Origin of the sequence: Ureibacillus sp. FSL K6-0786 (assembly GCF_037965165.1) — a bacterium.
GTDB lineage: Bacteria > Bacillota > Bacilli > Bacillales_A > Planococcaceae > Ureibacillus > Ureibacillus thermosphaericus.
On record NZ_CP150191.1, the window covers coordinates 2,958,590 to 2,973,362 of the forward strand.

The following is a 14,773-nucleotide window of genomic DNA, read 5'->3' on the forward strand; positions in this document are numbered from 1 at the left end:
AAAAGTGGTGTAAATAGAACTTCTTCAATGAAAAACAAAAAAAGACCCGACCAATAAGTTAACTTATTGGTCAGGTTTAAATAATCAAATCAATATTTTAATGTTTTTTTGCTCTTGTGGTCGTCACATCCAACTATCCCTCATCATGAAAGCGTTAGCACCAGACGAAGGGGAAGTGCCTCAAAAGACTTTTCAGACTCCTCCCTTTTCTATTAACCTATTGGAACAATCGCAAAATCGATTGCTAAATTGAAAAATACGATTGTGTGAATGATAGCAAATATAATCCCCTGTCGATCTAAATTTCTTGTCATATTCATATAGATCCACCCCATCCCCCGTTAATTTTGTCTTCTTTGTGAACATTATATGACATTTTTCATCATTTTGCAAAATATTCAAAAAATATTTTTTCGTTATTTCATTTAGACTAGTTTGTTTGCATATCTCAAAAGCATTTGAGCACACTAACATAATGAAGATGCATCATAAAAGGAGTGGAATTATTCATGAATTTTATTTGGTATTTAGTTATTGGTGGAGTAATTGGATGGCTGGCTGGGGTTATTGTCGGCAAAGATATCCCTGGTGGTATTATCGGAAATATTGTAGCCGGCATTGTTGGATCATGGATCGGTAGTGCATTTTTAGGAAACTGGGGCTGGGAAGTTTCAAACTTTTATGTATTTCCAGCTTTGATTGGATCCGTTGTATTAGTATTTATTGTAAGTTTAATCATGAAAGGGTTTAGAAAAGCGACGGATTAAAATACTGATTCACTTGTAAAATGATCATCCAATACAGGGATGATCATTTTACTATGGACCACTTTTTTAGCTTGAATTACTATTTGTGGCTGTTATCACTTCTTTTTCTAAAAGAGGACTAACACGCTCATATTGCTCATAATAATATAAAATTTTCTTCACATAATCATTGCTATGGTTATAATGATAAATCGCTTTTTCCATTTTCCCTTCCCTTACCCCGGCTTGAGATAAAAAATTGGCAGCACTAAATATTGCATCTTCAATATCAAATGGATCTGCCACCCCATCCCCGTTTGCATCAACTCCATAGCCGCCATATTTTTCTATGACTTTCGGATCGGTTTTTTCTGATTCCGGAATATTTCCCTTCCCAAGTCCATCACAAGTTGGATGACTCCATCCTACAAATGTACATGGCATAAATTGCATATGGCCTTCTGCTCCTACGGGTGAAATTAATGTGTTCATTGTTGAAAATCTCGTTTCAACTCGATGATGTGCAGCAAGTAATGTCCAAGGAACATTATATTGTTCACCAGCTTTCATATAAATTGGTATATATTCTGCTGGAATTTTTAAATCAAAGTCCTCTTGTATTTTTTCAATTTCAGTTGTTTCATTAGAATTAAATAAAGATAGTGATTTTAAATCTTCCCAAGCTAAATATGCAATGGAATATATGATTATAGATGCAGGAATGAGTAATATAATGAGGAATAGCTTCATTCCGGGGCTTATTAATGATCTTTTCTTTTTCTTCTTTTTCGACATAATTTCCCCCTAAATCATAATGTTGTTTTTTCTCCCCTAAATAATGATTATATCCTAAAAATATAATAAAAATTAATTTTAAAAAACCATTAAAGTTTGATGAAAGTTAGAAAACAAATTTATAAATATTTAATTAATTCTATTAAATAACTAAGAAAAATCATGTTAATTTCTGAAACTATTGTTTTTAATTTTAGACCATGTTAAATTGTTAGATAACTAAAATTATTTAGTATTTTCAAGGAAAGAGTGACAGACATGACGAAAAATTCAATCGAAACAAAATTAGTTCAATTAGGAAATCAAAGTGACCCTAGAACTGGAGCTGTAAATCCCCCAATCTATCTATCTACAGCATACAAACACACCGGGATTGGAGAATCAACAGGTTATGATTATATTCGCACAAAAAATCCAACTCGGGAAATTTTAGAAAATGGAATTGCAGAATTGGAAGGTGGAGATGCAGGATTTGCCTGTAGTTCCGGAATGGCCGCTATCCAATTAATTCTTTCAATATTTAAACCTGGTGATGAAATTATTTTGCCGGAAGATGTGTATGGAGGCACTTATCGTTTATTGAAATCATATAACGAGTTGTATAATATTCGACCTGTTTATTTTTCTAATGCGGAACAAGTAGAAGAGTTGATTAATGAAAAAACAAAAGCCATTTTCCTTGAAACTCCTACAAATCCACTAATGATTGAATTTGATTTAGATTACTTCAATCAAATTTGTAAAAAACATAATTTAATGTTTATTGTTGATAATACGTTCTACTCGCCTTATTTTCAACGCCCAATAGAACATGGTGCCGATATAGTAATGCATAGTGGTACAAAATATATTGCTGGACATAATGATACATTAGCTGGTCTTGTTGTTTCAAAAGGAAAAGAGTTAAGCGAAAAATTAGCATATATTCAAAATAGTATGGGTCTTGTACTTTCTCCTTTTGATAGTTGGTTAGTAATACGTGGATTAAAAACACTACATCTACGAATGAAACAACATGATGAAAACGCAAAAAGAGTCGTTAAATTTTTGAAAGAAGAACCTTTAGTAACGGATGTGTTATATACAGGTAAAGGCGGAATGCTTTCATTTAAATTACAAAAATCGGATTTAGTGAATCCTTTTTTAAAAAAAATGAAGCTGATTACTTTTGCTGAGAGTTTAGGCGGTCCAGAAAGCTTTATTACTTACCCTGCTACCCAAACACATGCTGACATTCCTTATGAAGAGCGTGTTGCTCGAGGAGTTGATGATTGTTTGCTACGTTTTTCCGTAGGTTTAGAAAATGCAGAAGATATTATTGCAGATTTAAAACAAGTATTTAATCAATTAAGAGAAGAACAATAAATTTTTGCTCAACAAAAAACCGAACTATTCAATTCTTGAAAAAATGATGCGGAATAGTTCGGTTTTCTTTATCTGTTTTGTGCGTAAGATAATTTTTCAAGAGTTTTTAATGGTTAATTTTAATTACTTCTTTTTCATGTTGTTAATTAGTGTCTCAATGTCGATTGCTATTTCATCATATGGGACAGCTTGACCGGAATTTTCCTCTTCTGAATAACCTGAATATAATTTTACAGCTACACCATTTTCATCAACCAAATAAAATGAGGAACCATGGATTACTTGATCGCCGTCTTCAGGCATTTTTACTAGAGTTTTAAACGATTTTAATGCAAATTGCTCGATGAATTTTTGATCATAACCAGTTAGTAAATGCCATTTTGATTCATCGGGTACAGTAAAGAATTTTAAATACTTCGAAAGCACTTCTGGAGTGTCTCTTGCTGGGTCTACTGAAAACCCAACGATTTTATAGTCCTCTAATCCTTTTTCTTTTAATTTTTCTTGTACGATTGACATATTTAACGTCATTGGCTGACAAATCGTGTTACAATTTGTAAAAATAAACATAGCAATCCAAGGTTGTCCCTTTAAGCTGTCTAATGTAACTGTTTCTCCTCGATGGTCAATCATCTTAAAATCTTCAATTTGGTACTCGATTGTCGGTTTAAAATTATAATTGCTACAAGCACTTAACACTATACTAACAATCAACATGATAGAAATAATAATAAAATTCCTTTTTTTTATAATCTTCATAAAGCCTCAACTCCCTTGGAATACTATGTTTATCATATAGGAAAGTAGTATAATAGTAAAAGCTTTTCCGCTTGAAAGGTTTTTAACAAATTTGTGAAATATTTTTCACTTTCTATCGTTCAAATACTTTTTCCCCATTGATGTTTTTCAATGATACGAGAACAGAATAAATGGCTTCAAGCTTAGCTTCGATTCGATGTAACAAATAAAAAGAAATGATAATAGGAAAACCAAGTTCTTGAATTAATGTGATCCATTGTTCCATCTATATAATCCCCTTTTTTAATATATTGATTAGAAAAATCGACAAAATCCAGTAAGGACTTTGCCGATTTTTATGAAAATTAAAGAATATCTGTTATCGTTTTATCAATCAGCCGTGCTTGTTTAACGCCCGCAAGTGGTGCTCCATCCAAATGAAAAACATCTTGATTAATTATCATTTGCATAGCATTGGATACATCTGTTGAAGTTAAATTTGGTTTTGGGTCGTTCAATGAGAGGGTTAAAATCTTTCCATTAGCTGCCTCAAATTTCATTTCAAGCACTGATGTCATGACATGTTACCTCCTTCATTATAAATCGATTTTTTCTGTTGTAGACAAAGTTGCATGAACGACTGGATAATTGGATAGTTGAATGAATGCTTGTACAACAGCTGCTAATTGTTCTGCTGTTACATTCGAGCGCACATTTTTGTAAGATCTAGAAGAGTAGACAACATCACCATATTCATCAATCCCCGTCTCATAAACGATTTTTAATGTTGCATTTTCAAACGTTAAGTTTGCCATTACTTATCCCCCCTTTCACTTATCCATATATCGAATTCATAAAAAAATAGAGACAACCTTAATGAAAAAATTTTTTACCTTGTTATAATGTTTTAGAGAGGAAAAAGAGGTGAACAAATTGGAAGGTTGGTTAATGTGGTTTCTCGTTTTTTGGAGTTTTGTAATGGTTGTATTAATGGCCATTGGCGGGTTTTTTATGTTCCGAAAGTTTTTAAAATCATTGCCAAAAAAGGATGGAAAATCAGATTTAGATTGGCAAGATTACTATATCAAGAAGACTCTGCATTTATGGAATGACGAATCAAAGCAATTGTTAAATGAACTTGTTAGTCCAGTTCCCGAATTATTTAGACAGCAAGCTAAGGAGTCGATTGCTGGAAAAATTGGCGAACTTGCATTAAAAGAGCATGCCAAAACCATTACGCAAGAATTAATTATTCGAGGCTATATTATTGCAACTCCAAAAAGAGATCACAAGTTTTTGCGAAAAAAATTAGCTGAAATGAATATTGATGTAACGCCTTATGAAAAATATTTTGCGGAAAGCAAAAAATGATGGATATTTAATACCCTTATTATAGTACAAACCATCAATAAACTTTGAACAAATAATGAAGTATAAAAATGAGCTGGAACCAAACTAAAAAACATCATTTTCTCAAAAGAGAAAATGATGTTTTTATTGATTTCCGTTCCGAAACGCTTTCTAAGGATCGGAAACGAGCCTTCTCGTTCTAAAGGGTCCCTTTCCTATTACTTAATTTACTAAGTTTGATTTTTCGATTTTCTTATACTGAATGAACATGGCAATGCGCCATGGCCAGAGCATGGCAAAGGCAAGTATCCAAAACATGCCCGCTAATTCTCCAGGATCAAAAGAATCGGTTAATACAATTTTTCCAGCAATTCGTATCAATAACAAGCTTACCAAAATAATAAAAAATGCTTTGGAGCGTTTCATATAAATTTCATTGTTACGAATTTCAAATTTGGAAGTTGTAATTAAAACAATAGAAAAAATAATTCCTACTATAACAGCTTCCAATATTTGAAGAGGAGGTACACGGAACTCCTCGAATATAAACATTAATGCACCCGTAGACATAGCAATGGGCGGTATAAGGATTTTTTTTGCATTAACCGGTTTCTTTTGCGAACGCAATCTCATCATCATGATGAAAGTACCCATAAATATTGCCATTAACGTACTCGCAATAATGATATAGCGAGAAGGTATTGCTTCAAACATATAATCCCTCCTCGAAGAAATTACAACTTCAACACATTTGCTTAAAAAAACTGCCTGTTAACATTCAGGCAGTACCTTCATAATAATACCACATTATTATAATTCATATGTATCTAAGACTTTATTAACAATCATTTTTAATTGTGCTGCATCGAATGGTTTGGTAATAAAATCTTTTACCCCTATTTCAAGGGCTTCAACAATCAAGCGTTGTTGTCCTAATGCGGTAACCATAATAATGTTAGCGTTTGGAAAGTTACTTAGAATTTCTCTAGATGCTTCAATACCAGACATGATGGGCATCGTCACATCCATTGTCACTAAGTCCGGTTGATGGAGGTGAAATAGTTTTACGGCTTCTTCACCGTTAGTGGCCTCTCCTACTACATCAAAACCCCATTCAACAAATAGTTTTCTTACTGTTGTTCTCATAAATAATGCGTCATCCACAATTAATACAGAAGGCATTGACAAATCTCCTTTATTTCATCAGCATTCTAGAAACCAGTGAAACCGTCAAATATAGGCGATAAAATTCTAATAATTATATTCATGCCATCGAAGAATAATAATATTCCAACAGCGATCATTACGTAGCCACCGATTTTTACAATTTTATTGCTATATTTTCGTAGCCAACCAATTCTTGAAATGAAGAATGATAGAATAAAAAACGGAATTGAAAAACCTAAAACATAAGCAATCATGTACCCCATTGCCGAATTTGGATTTGTCATAGCAAGAGCAAAAATTGCTGCCAAAATCGGTCCAGTACATGGTGTCCATCCCGCAGCAAAGGCAAGGCCAATCAATGATGAACCTAAGTAGCCTGAAGGTCTATTTTTAAATTGTATTTTTCGATCTTTCATTAAAAAGTCGATATTTAGCCATCCAACGATCATTAGTCCGAAAAGAACAATTAATATAGCACCAATTTGGCGTATTAAATCTTGATAATTAATAAAAAAGTTTTCAATTGATAATAATCTTGCACCAAAACCTAGAACGACGAAAATAATTGAAAATCCTAGTAAGAAAAAGAGCGTATGAAGAATTGCTCTTTTTTGCAGCATGCCTTTATCATTTTTAATTTCATCATAACTCATACCTGTTATGTACGATAAAAATGCGGGATACAACGGCAATGTGCATGGAGATATGAAGCTTAAAAATCCTGCACCAAAGGCAAATAATATATTAATATTTGTTGCCATCTTTGTCTCTCCTTAGCAATTGATGTTTCTATCATATCAAATGTTGCTTAAAAAGTACTAATTTAAAAATTGAAAAATTATTAACAAATAATAATACATGATGTTGATGCATCGTTAATGATTATTAATAAATAATATATGCTGAAAAAATTTTGTTTATTTATTATTATAAGAATAATTTACATCGCTTCCAAATCTTAAGTTCCATTGAGGTTCAAAACGATCGATGATCCAATTTTTCAATCGCTTCATTTCCTTTAAATCAGTTAACGGACATATTTGAAAATAAATAGTAGATTTTCTTATATGTTCAGCAATATTGGCATTAATATGACAATGAGTTGCAGTGCCATCTCGAAAGCACGACTTAGGAGAGATATTTCCAATATGTTGATTAAATCTTAATTTAAATGTATTGTTACAAATCCCTGCAAAAACTAGTTCATCGTTCTTAATCACTAAATAAACACCTTTTTTACTTAGCAAAGAATCGTTGCCTTTAACAATAAATTGGCAATAAGTTAAATCTCCATATTTATTTAAAAATTCTTTGTAAAAGAGGTCATGATTTTTTTTCATCTGATAAATAGCGATTCCAGCCGGAACATCTAAAAGTTCAGTATATTCCTTGATAACCTTTTCTTTTAAATGTTCATATCGTCTATGTTGAAGTAGTTCACGAATTGTTTTTTTATCAAACAAACGAAATAGTTCCTGAATGCCGGTTTCAATCAGTTCAATTCGAATGCGATGAAAAGGATATTCTCGATCCCCAACTTTTATGAACATGAACCAATCCCCTCCCAATAGCTAAAAAAACAAAAAAATCGAAATATTCCCAATCTACGCTTCATTATGGTAATTCGATAAAAACTAAATAATTCCTTTTACGCAAACTTACGTTTTTTTCGATTTTCCAAAACCGTAGATAAACTAAAGAGCAATATAGCTAGCCATATAAAACCGAAAGAAATCAACTCTATGTTTGTAAAGGGTTCTTTATATACAACGGTTCCCAAAATTAAAATAATAGTTGGAGAAAAGTACTGGATGAAGCCTAATATAGATTGTGGTAAAGCTTGAGCCCCTTTAGCAAATAAAATCAATGGGTAAGCTGTTACCAATCCCCCTAACATAAGAAAAACATCTGTTTTCCAATCGAATTGCAAAAATGACGTATTGTTAGTAAACATAAGAAAACCGTAATAAACTAGTGCGAAAGGTAAAATAAACAATGTTTCAATTGCTAATCCCCTTGTTGCATCGAGCTGAATTTTTTTCTTTAATGCACCGTAAACGGCAAATGAACAAGCAAGCCCCAATGCAACCCAAGGGATTTTCCCGTAACGAATTGTCATCAATGCCACTCCGATAAATGCTATAAAAACAGCTACGATTTGAGCTTTAGACAATTGCTCTTTAAAAAGGAATAGGCCAAACAATACGGTGATTAATGGATTTATATAATATCCTAAGCTTGTTTCGACTACATGTTCATTTGTTACTGCCCAAATATATAGGAACCAGTTACATGAAATGACAAAGGATGCTAGTAAAAGTAAGAAAAATGTCTTTTTTTCCTGCCATAACCATTTTAAATCTTCAATAAGTTTACTTTTTTGACCAATGATAAATATAAAAATAGTTGTAAAAATAAACGACCAAATAATACGATTTAATAATATTTCAATGCTATTGACGTGTTCTAATAACTTCCAATAAACAGGAAAGAATCCCCAAATGATATACGCTGCCATGGCACTAATCATGCCTTTTCTTTCTTCAAACATATTGATAATCAACCTTTCAATGATATGAATTAACTTACATACAAATTATAGCGATGGAAAATAATGAAGTAAATGTAATATCATACGAATACAATTCGTTATCTCGAGGGAATAGCTTATTAATAACGTTTCTGTATAGTTGATAAATTTAAAAAGTAAAAAATGACTAACTTTATTCAGTTAGTCATCGTGAAGTGTTTATTCATTTAGTGAACTAAGTGATGAAATGAAGAGCTGAATTTCATTAATTGTTTCCTTTATTTGACTTTGGAAATATTCATTTTTTGTGAAATAACTATGCACAAGTCCCTGAGCAATTCTTAATTTGACTTTTCCCCCTGAATCCTCCAATTTCTTTGCATAAGCAATCCCTTCATCTCTCAATACATCATTTTCGGCAACAATAATAAAAGCGGAGGGCAAGTTCGTCAAGTCCTTAGCTAGTAATGGAGAGACATATTGGTGATATGTTTCATCTTCATTGTTTAAATAATGTTGTTTAAACCACGCCATATCTTCTTTTAAAAGACCATATCCAACTGCAAATTCTTCATAGGATGCAGTGCTGAACGTCAAATCTGTTACAGGATATAATAATACTTGAGCATGAATTGTAGAACCTTGTAAATCTCTGTTTAATAAAGTGACGACAGTTGCTAAATTTCCTCCGGCACTATCTCCTGCTACTAAAATTTGATTGGTTCCATTCAAAAATTTTTTATTTTCAACTGTCCAAAGAAAAGCATCATAAGCATCAAAAACGGGCGTTGGAAATTTAAATTCAGGAGCTAAACGATAATTGACTGAAACCACAATTGATTTCGTTATTTCTGCTAACAATTCACAGGTTTCATTGCACGTTTCAATGCTATTTAACACCCATCCTCCTCCATGATAGTAAACAATAATTGGAAATGGCCCTTTCCCTTTCGGTGTGTAGATTCGTAACGTGATTGAATGACCATCTCTAACCGTAATTGAAACATCTTTTTTCGTTACATTGCTTAAACCCTCAGTACATTTTGTTCTTAAAAATTTTTCCCTTCTAGATCTTTCTTCAATTGGATTCATTGTGTATAACGGAACTTGGCGATTCGTTTCATTTAAATAACGGATAGTGTTTGGTAATAAGGTGGACATAGAGGATCAACCCCTTATTCTTATAATTCTTATTTGATTACTATGATTTGATTGTACAATGAAATTCTAATTCAATCAACATAAATAGTTGGAGTATGCTGCACTATGTCACAATAATGACTACTATCCATCAAAATTAGCAAAGAAGAAAATTTTAAAACCCTTTCAATCTAGCTCTCTAATAATAAATATAATTTTCATTTCAAAATTTTATTTGTTCATCATAGGTATTAATCTAGTTTATTTTTTAAATCTTCCATATGTTATGGATGAGTAAATAACTATTAAGGAGGTGAAAATAAATGTTTAATCGAAGACATCAACATCATCATATGAGACCGCAACCTATTTGTTGTCCACCAAATGTAATGCCAACACAAATTGCACCTGCTCAAGTTTCGCCAACTCAAGAAGTTGTGAAAACGAATGTATTTAATACAATAGTTCCTCATTTCCATCCAGTGCACACAACAACAGTAAATCGACATATCTATCATCATCAACACTATTATCCAAGAACGTATTCAGAAGTGAATGAATATTATCAAACATCTCAGCAATGTGGTAGCCCTGAAAATCCTAACCCAAGGTACTTCCCTCTACAAAGAAGATTTGGATATTAAATCATAATAAATGACTGCACCCCTATTAAGGCAGCATAATGCTTGCAAAGAGGTGCAGTTTTTTTATTTCATTACATCTTCTTTAACTTTTCATATTCAAGTTGAAGCTGTTCAATTCGTTTTCTCCCTTCTTCGCGGCTTTGAATTGTTTCCGCTTGAATTTGTTTCGTTTCTTCAATTCCGGCTAAAATTGTTTTCCATGTATTTTCTATCGTTTCAATTTTAATACTTGGTTGGCTTGCAGTTCTAGCAATTTCCACACTGTTACGACGAATGTTTTCCGCATTTCTCAACAACATTTCATTTGTTCGTTTATCTAGCTCTTGCATAGAGTCAGAAACTAATTTTTGACGTTGAATGGTTACTGCATGGATTAAACCTTGTTTAAAAATTGGGATTGTTGTTACAAATGCGGAATTAATTTTTGCAATCAAATGATTATTGCCTTGTTGCATTAATCGGATTTGCGGAGCTGCTTGGAAAGAAACTTGTTGTGCCATCTCTAAATCATAGCGCCGCTGTTCTAACAATTCGATAGCTCGCTGTAAGGATTCGAGATCCATAATTGCTTCTTGATCCCCTTCATTTGCTCGCATTTCTAATTTTGAAAGTTCCGGTTTTAAATCTTCCAGTTTTATTTCAATCGCTGCGATATGTTCGCTTAAACTTTTAAAATATTCAAGGTTTTGTTCGTACATTTGTTCAAGTTCGAGCGTATTTTTTTTTAATTCCTGTTCGTATTTCGTAATTTCTTGATAAATGACATCAATTTCTTTATTCATTGTATCGTATTTCGATAATATTTTTTGAAGTTGCTCTTTTCCCTTTCCAAACAGACGAGATAGAAAACCTTTCTTCTCTTCTTTGAAATCTTCCGGATCAAAACGAGACATGATTTTATTTAAATGATTGATGAGCTCACTAGATTTTTCTAATTTACTTTGTTTGATGGAAGCAAGCATCCGATCGGAAAACTTAGAAATGGCATTGGCGGTTTCCTTCCCGAATTCTAAAACCGCTATTTGATTTTTCCAGTCTATTTTTTCAGCAAGAGTACGAACGGCTGGATCTTTTTTTAACTCAATCTGTCTTTTACGCAATTGTGACTTTTCTTCTTCTGTTACAAGCTGAGGAGGAGCTTCAACAATTTCATGGTTTTCTTGTTTCAATTTTGCATCTAAATCTTGAAATAAAGGGTTTTTCATTTCTGACATGGCTTTCCTCCGTTCTTCATTGTATGTATGTTACTCTTTCATTTACAGTTTACACTAACTTCTACAGTAATCATACGATTAAAGAATTACGAAAGTTTCATTTCGTTAACCAAAGCAATAAAAGTATCACAACTTGTTAATAGAGCTCGATGAGCCAAAAAACCACGTTCTTGATTGAACGTGGTTTACGAATGATTAACGATTGTTTTGATTATGTTTAGGATTTGGAATTGCACCAATTGTACTTACCCAACGATTGGTGTAATTAAAGAAACCTACCACAAAAGCTGCTTCTAAAATCTCATGGTCGTTAAACCCAACTTCTCTCAACAAATCTACTTCTTTTGTTGTGATTTCGTCTGGATATTTCGTTGCACGGAAAGCGTAGTCACATAATGCTCTTTGTTTTTCTGTTAATTTTGCACTGCGGTAATTATACGTTAACGTGTCTACCCAAACTGGATCGTTTGTTAGTCTTCGTAACGTATCGCTATGAGTTGTCAAGCAATAGTTACAACAGTTCACCGATGATACAACAAGACCTATCATTTCTTTATCAATTAAATCTAAATACGTATTTTTCGTATTAAACAACGAATATTTAAAATCTAAAAAAGCTTTAAATTGAATCGCATTTAACGGCAAAACTTTAAATAAGTTGTTTACTACTCCTAATTTTTCTTCTTGCTTTTTGATGTTCTCTTCAAAATATTCTTGTAATTCTGGTGGTATTTCTTCTAATTTTGGCTTTTCTAAATAAGATAATTGTTCATCATACATTCCCATATTTCTCCCCACTTTTCTACTATAAGTTACTAATTAATTCATATGAATGATGTGATTACCTCTAGAACAAGGTTTATAATGTTCCTCCTGAACCACCGTCAATATTTATGGAAGTGCCCGTTACATAAGAAGCTGCATCAGAAACAAGAAATGTAATAACTTTTGCTGCTTCTTCTGTTTCGCCAATTCTACCAAGAGGAATCGATTTTCCAATTTCTTTAGAATATTCCTCCCATGAAGAATTTGGCATTTCTCTTTTCCATTTTTCTTCAATTTGCCTACTTCGAATAAGCCCGATACATACTGTGTTAACTCGAATATTATATTTTCCTAAATCTTTACTCATTGCTTTTGTTAATGCAAACCCTGCTGAACGACTAACAGTAGTTGGAAGGCTATTTTCACTTGGAGTTTTAGCGATTGACGCAGTAACGTTTACGATTGAGCCACCATATTCCTTTAAATATGGAAGTGCATATTTTGAACAATGAATTGCACCAAACAATTTTAAATTTAAGTCAGCAACCCAAAGTTCAGTGTCTACTTCTTCAAAAGAATAGGCAGCAGAAGTACCAGCATTATTCACCAAAATATTTAATTTGCCAAATTGCTTAACAGTTTCTTCAATTAAGCGTTTACAATCCTCTTCTTTAGTAACGTCCGCAACAATGGCAAGCACTTCTTTTCCCGTTTCCTTTTTTATTATTGTTTTTGCTTCTTCCAATGACGATTTGTTTCGAGCGCATATGGCAACATTCGCTCCTTCTTTAACTAATTGAAGTGCAGTATGTAGACCAATTCCTTTACTTGCTCCTGTGACGACGGCAACTTTACCTTGTAAATTTAGTTCCATTGTTCACTCTCCTTTACTTCTATTTTGCAAAATAAGAACAAGGTATGTAAATAGATACTTTATTGAAATTTCAAAATAATCAAATGAATATTTTCTATTTATTCTTAATCTTAATTGATTAGAACTTTCTTAGAAATAAAAAAACTGATTCTAAAGTAAAAATTCTTTAGAATCAGTCTTTCTTAGAAAATTAACACCAACGTTTGAAATGTGTACCTACAATAATAAGTAGGATAAATAATACTACTAATAAAGCAAAGTTATTTCCATAATGGCCACCATAACATCCTCCGTAATAGCCCATGGATATCCCTCCCTCATCATTCGATACTCCAGTTTATGTGGAAACGATGAATGGGATAGGTACAAGTGCATAGATTAATATTTAAATTTTTTCTATTTTTATATGAAAACTTTTTTCGAAAAGAAATTTACCTTTATCAAATGTTCGTTCCACAAAAGTTATATTCCGATCCTCATCTATTAATAAGACGGTTGAACAACGAGTGCCATAATGGGGTAATTGAATAAATGCAGAGGATAAATTTCTTTCCATCTCTAACCCAACACCTGTATTTGGTAACTGCTCATCTGGAGCGATTTCACGGTCCATGACAATTTCAAATAATTCATCGATATTTAATTTTCCGGTATTATTTTGTATATATTCTGCTAAGCGTGCCCTTCCTTTAACAACTTTTGGCCACGGAGTATTTAATGTATGATTACTGATGCTATGAGTCCCAGGTTGTATTTCATTTATTTCATTAAAGATATTATTATAGTGCAATAAATGCCCCTCATGCCAAACAATGACATTATATCCACCGTAATAATCTTTAGTTGTTACTAACTCATCTACAAAATCTTTTGGATGCCTCGTATCCTTCAAAAAATTTCGTACAATTTCTCCGCGTGAACGAGGCTTTGCAGGTAAACTCGGATCACGATAATTCGTAATAGCTGCAAAACGACCATTTCTAGATACTCCGAGCCATGTACCCATTTGAAGAAGATCTCTACCTGCCAAAATATCTGGTTCGTCTTCCCAAAAATGTGCAGGTTTTGCCGGGCGATCATAAAACTCATCCCGATTTGCTACAACAATTAATTTGTAAATTGGATGTTCTTGATAATGAAAATGTATTAAACACATGCTCCCAACCCTTTAACATTTTATTTATAAAAATAGTTTATCATTCATGAGCTATAATTTTACTATAAATTAAAATTGATTAGTTCTTCTTTTTTATTTATTCTAAAATTGCTTCTAATATTTTATTTTTATGCCTTAATGCAGAAACCACACTCACCATAAACCAAATGATTAATAATGCGGGAATAACATAAAAGAGTATAGATACAATAATAGTCACAGCAATTCCCCCTACTTTCCTTGAATTCGTTCATAGGTCATGAAATAAAACAATAGAATTTTTATCATT

The 14,773-nt window shown here is 32.5% G+C and carries 21 protein-coding genes; 4 read left to right on the plus strand and 17 right to left on the minus strand.

Features of this window, described 5'->3' with window-relative positions:
- Positions 1-509: 509 nt before the first annotated feature.
- Positions 510-767, plus strand: coding sequence for a GlsB/YeaQ/YmgE family stress response membrane protein (locus NSQ18_RS14520; protein WP_016838061.1), 258 nt, complete (start codon positions 510-512; stop codon positions 765-767).
- Positions 768-833: 66 nt separating this feature from the next.
- Here NSQ18_RS14520 and NSQ18_RS14525 read toward each other — a convergent pair whose 3' ends face one another.
- Complete coding sequence (locus tag NSQ18_RS14525) at positions 834-1,541, minus strand: lytic murein transglycosylase (protein ID WP_016838060.1); 708 nt, start codon at positions 1,539-1,541, stop codon at positions 834-836.
- Between the two features lie 258 nt (positions 1,542-1,799).
- Here NSQ18_RS14525 and NSQ18_RS14530 point away from each other — a divergent pair, with 258 nt between their 5' ends.
- A complete protein-coding gene (locus tag NSQ18_RS14530) occupies positions 1,800-2,906 on the plus strand; it encodes a methionine biosynthesis PLP-dependent protein (RefSeq protein WP_016838059.1) in 1,107 nt (368 codons plus the stop codon).
- Positions 2,907-3,029: 123 nt separating this feature from the next.
- Here NSQ18_RS14530 and NSQ18_RS14535 read toward each other — a convergent pair whose 3' ends face one another.
- From NSQ18_RS14535 to NSQ18_RS14550, 4 genes are all read right to left on the minus strand, one after another.
- Positions 3,030-3,665, minus strand: coding sequence for an SCO family protein (locus tag NSQ18_RS14535; protein ID WP_016838058.1), 636 nt, complete (start codon positions 3,663-3,665; stop codon positions 3,030-3,032).
- Between the two features lie 112 nt (positions 3,666-3,777).
- Entirely contained in the window at positions 3,778-3,930 is a 153-nt protein-coding gene (locus NSQ18_RS14540) for a YvrJ family protein (protein WP_016838057.1), read from the minus strand.
- Positions 3,931-4,009: 79 nt separating this feature from the next.
- Positions 4,010-4,222: a DUF2922 domain-containing protein gene (locus NSQ18_RS14545; RefSeq protein WP_016838056.1), complete on the minus strand. Its 213-nt coding sequence runs from the start codon at positions 4,220-4,222 to the stop codon at positions 4,010-4,012.
- Between the two features lie 18 nt (positions 4,223-4,240).
- Entirely contained in the window at positions 4,241-4,459 is a 219-nt protein-coding gene (locus tag NSQ18_RS14550) for a DUF1659 domain-containing protein (protein WP_016838055.1), read from the minus strand.
- A gap of 133 nt (positions 4,460-4,592) precedes the next feature.
- On the opposite strand from NSQ18_RS14550, the gene NSQ18_RS14555 reads away from it, so the two are divergent.
- Complete coding sequence (locus tag NSQ18_RS14555) at positions 4,593-5,015, plus strand: DUF2621 domain-containing protein (RefSeq protein ID WP_040764545.1); 423 nt, start codon at positions 4,593-4,595, stop codon at positions 5,013-5,015.
- A 201-nt stretch (positions 5,016-5,216) separates the two neighbouring features.
- Here the strand turns inward: NSQ18_RS14555 and NSQ18_RS14560 are convergent, their stop codons facing one another.
- From NSQ18_RS14560 to NSQ18_RS14585, 6 genes are all read right to left on the minus strand, one after another.
- Positions 5,217-5,708 (minus strand): cytochrome c biogenesis protein CcdC, encoded by a 492-nt coding sequence (locus NSQ18_RS14560; protein WP_016838053.1) that lies wholly within the window; start codon positions 5,706-5,708, stop codon positions 5,217-5,219.
- 96 nt (positions 5,709-5,804) lie between these two features.
- Positions 5,805-6,176, minus strand: a complete 372-nt coding sequence (locus tag NSQ18_RS14565; RefSeq protein ID WP_016838052.1) for a response regulator — start codon at positions 6,174-6,176, stop codon at positions 5,805-5,807.
- Positions 6,177-6,205: 29 nt separating this feature from the next.
- On the minus strand, positions 6,206-6,922 hold the full coding sequence (locus NSQ18_RS14570) for a cytochrome c biogenesis protein CcdA (RefSeq protein WP_016838051.1): 717 nt from the start codon (positions 6,920-6,922) through the stop codon (positions 6,206-6,208).
- 156 nt (positions 6,923-7,078) lie between these two features.
- Positions 7,079-7,711 (minus strand): hypothetical protein, encoded by a 633-nt coding sequence (locus NSQ18_RS14575; RefSeq protein ID WP_168412113.1) that lies wholly within the window; start codon positions 7,709-7,711, stop codon positions 7,079-7,081.
- Between the two features lie 98 nt (positions 7,712-7,809).
- Positions 7,810-8,712, minus strand: a complete 903-nt coding sequence (gene rarD / locus NSQ18_RS14580; RefSeq protein ID WP_096551069.1) for an EamA family transporter RarD — start codon at positions 8,710-8,712, stop codon at positions 7,810-7,812.
- Positions 8,713-8,910: 198 nt separating this feature from the next.
- Complete coding sequence (locus NSQ18_RS14585; RefSeq protein ID WP_016838048.1) at positions 8,911-9,852, minus strand: alpha/beta hydrolase; 942 nt, start codon at positions 9,850-9,852, stop codon at positions 8,911-8,913.
- A 302-nt stretch (positions 9,853-10,154) separates the two neighbouring features.
- On the opposite strand from NSQ18_RS14585, the gene NSQ18_RS14590 reads away from it, so the two are divergent.
- Positions 10,155-10,475: a CotD family spore coat protein gene (locus tag NSQ18_RS14590; protein WP_339288496.1), complete on the plus strand. Its 321-nt coding sequence runs from the start codon at positions 10,155-10,157 to the stop codon at positions 10,473-10,475.
- A gap of 71 nt (positions 10,476-10,546) precedes the next feature.
- Here NSQ18_RS14590 and NSQ18_RS14595 read toward each other — a convergent pair whose 3' ends face one another.
- From NSQ18_RS14595 to NSQ18_RS14620, 6 genes are all read right to left on the minus strand, one after another.
- The gene (locus NSQ18_RS14595) at positions 10,547-11,689 is read right to left on the minus strand and encodes a toxic anion resistance protein (protein ID WP_339288498.1); all 1,143 of its coding nucleotides are present in this window, start codon (positions 11,687-11,689) and stop codon (positions 10,547-10,549) included.
- Positions 11,690-11,884: 195 nt separating this feature from the next.
- Positions 11,885-12,469, minus strand: a complete 585-nt coding sequence (locus NSQ18_RS14600; protein WP_232019831.1) for a peroxidase-related enzyme — start codon at positions 12,467-12,469, stop codon at positions 11,885-11,887.
- 79 nt (positions 12,470-12,548) lie between these two features.
- The gene (locus NSQ18_RS14605) at positions 12,549-13,328 is read right to left on the minus strand and encodes an SDR family oxidoreductase (protein WP_168412112.1); all 780 of its coding nucleotides are present in this window, start codon (positions 13,326-13,328) and stop codon (positions 12,549-12,551) included.
- Positions 13,329-13,518: 190 nt separating this feature from the next.
- Positions 13,519-13,632 (minus strand): YjcZ family sporulation protein, encoded by a 114-nt coding sequence (locus tag NSQ18_RS14610; RefSeq protein ID WP_016838041.1) that lies wholly within the window; start codon positions 13,630-13,632, stop codon positions 13,519-13,521.
- 81 nt (positions 13,633-13,713) lie between these two features.
- Entirely contained in the window at positions 13,714-14,484 is a 771-nt protein-coding gene (locus NSQ18_RS14615) for an NRDE family protein (protein ID WP_168412871.1), read from the minus strand.
- A gap of 97 nt (positions 14,485-14,581) precedes the next feature.
- Entirely contained in the window at positions 14,582-14,704 is a 123-nt protein-coding gene (locus NSQ18_RS14620; RefSeq protein ID WP_339288503.1) for a hypothetical protein, read from the minus strand.
- Positions 14,705-14,773: the final 69 nt, after the last annotated feature.

Coding starts and splice junctions, on each gene's coding strand:
- NSQ18_RS14610 (WP_016838041.1), bottom strand. CDS start 13,632: ATGGGCTATTACGGAGGATGTTATGGTGGCCATTATGGAAATAACTTT.
- NSQ18_RS14605 (WP_168412112.1), bottom strand. CDS start 13,328: ATGGAACTAAATTTACAAGGTAAAGTTGCCGTCGTCACAGGAGCAAGT.
- NSQ18_RS14545 (WP_016838056.1), bottom strand. CDS start 4,222: ATGACATCAGTGCTTGAAATGAAATTTGAGGCAGCTAATGGAAAGATT.
- NSQ18_RS14595 (WP_339288498.1), bottom strand. CDS start 11,689: ATGTCAGAAATGAAAAACCCTTTATTTCAAGATTTAGATGCAAAATTG.
- NSQ18_RS14520 (WP_016838061.1), top strand. CDS start 510: ATGAATTTTATTTGGTATTTAGTTATTGGTGGAGTAATTGGATGGCTG.
- NSQ18_RS14550 (WP_016838055.1), bottom strand. CDS start 4,459: ATGGCAAACTTAACGTTTGAAAATGCAACATTAAAAATCGTTTATGAG.
- NSQ18_RS14600 (WP_232019831.1), bottom strand. CDS start 12,469: ATGTATGATGAACAATTATCTTATTTAGAAAAGCCAAAATTAGAAGAA.
- NSQ18_RS14570 (WP_016838051.1), bottom strand. CDS start 6,922: ATGGCAACAAATATTAATATATTATTTGCCTTTGGTGCAGGATTTTTA.
- NSQ18_RS14560 (WP_016838053.1), bottom strand. CDS start 5,708: ATGTTTGAAGCAATACCTTCTCGCTATATCATTATTGCGAGTACGTTA.
- NSQ18_RS14540 (WP_016838057.1), bottom strand. CDS start 3,930: ATGGAACAATGGATCACATTAATTCAAGAACTTGGTTTTCCTATTATC.
- NSQ18_RS14615 (WP_168412871.1), bottom strand. CDS start 14,484: ATGTGTTTAATACATTTTCATTATCAAGAACATCCAATTTACAAATTA.
- NSQ18_RS14575 (WP_168412113.1), bottom strand. CDS start 7,711: ATGTTCATAAAAGTTGGGGATCGAGAATATCCTTTTCATCGCATTCGA.
- NSQ18_RS14555 (WP_040764545.1), top strand. CDS start 4,593: ATGTGGTTTCTCGTTTTTTGGAGTTTTGTAATGGTTGTATTAATGGCC.
- rarD (WP_096551069.1), bottom strand. CDS start 8,712: ATGTTTGAAGAAAGAAAAGGCATGATTAGTGCCATGGCAGCGTATATC.
- NSQ18_RS14585 (WP_016838048.1), bottom strand. CDS start 9,852: ATGTCCACCTTATTACCAAACACTATCCGTTATTTAAATGAAACGAAT.
- NSQ18_RS14535 (WP_016838058.1), bottom strand. CDS start 3,665: ATGAAGATTATAAAAAAAAGGAATTTTATTATTATTTCTATCATGTTG.
- NSQ18_RS14525 (WP_016838060.1), bottom strand. CDS start 1,541: ATGTCGAAAAAGAAGAAAAAGAAAAGATCATTAATAAGCCCCGGAATG.
- NSQ18_RS14565 (WP_016838052.1), bottom strand. CDS start 6,176: ATGCCTTCTGTATTAATTGTGGATGACGCATTATTTATGAGAACAACA.
- NSQ18_RS14590 (WP_339288496.1), top strand. CDS start 10,155: ATGTTTAATCGAAGACATCAACATCATCATATGAGACCGCAACCTATT.
- NSQ18_RS14530 (WP_016838059.1), top strand. CDS start 1,800: ATGACGAAAAATTCAATCGAAACAAAATTAGTTCAATTAGGAAATCAA.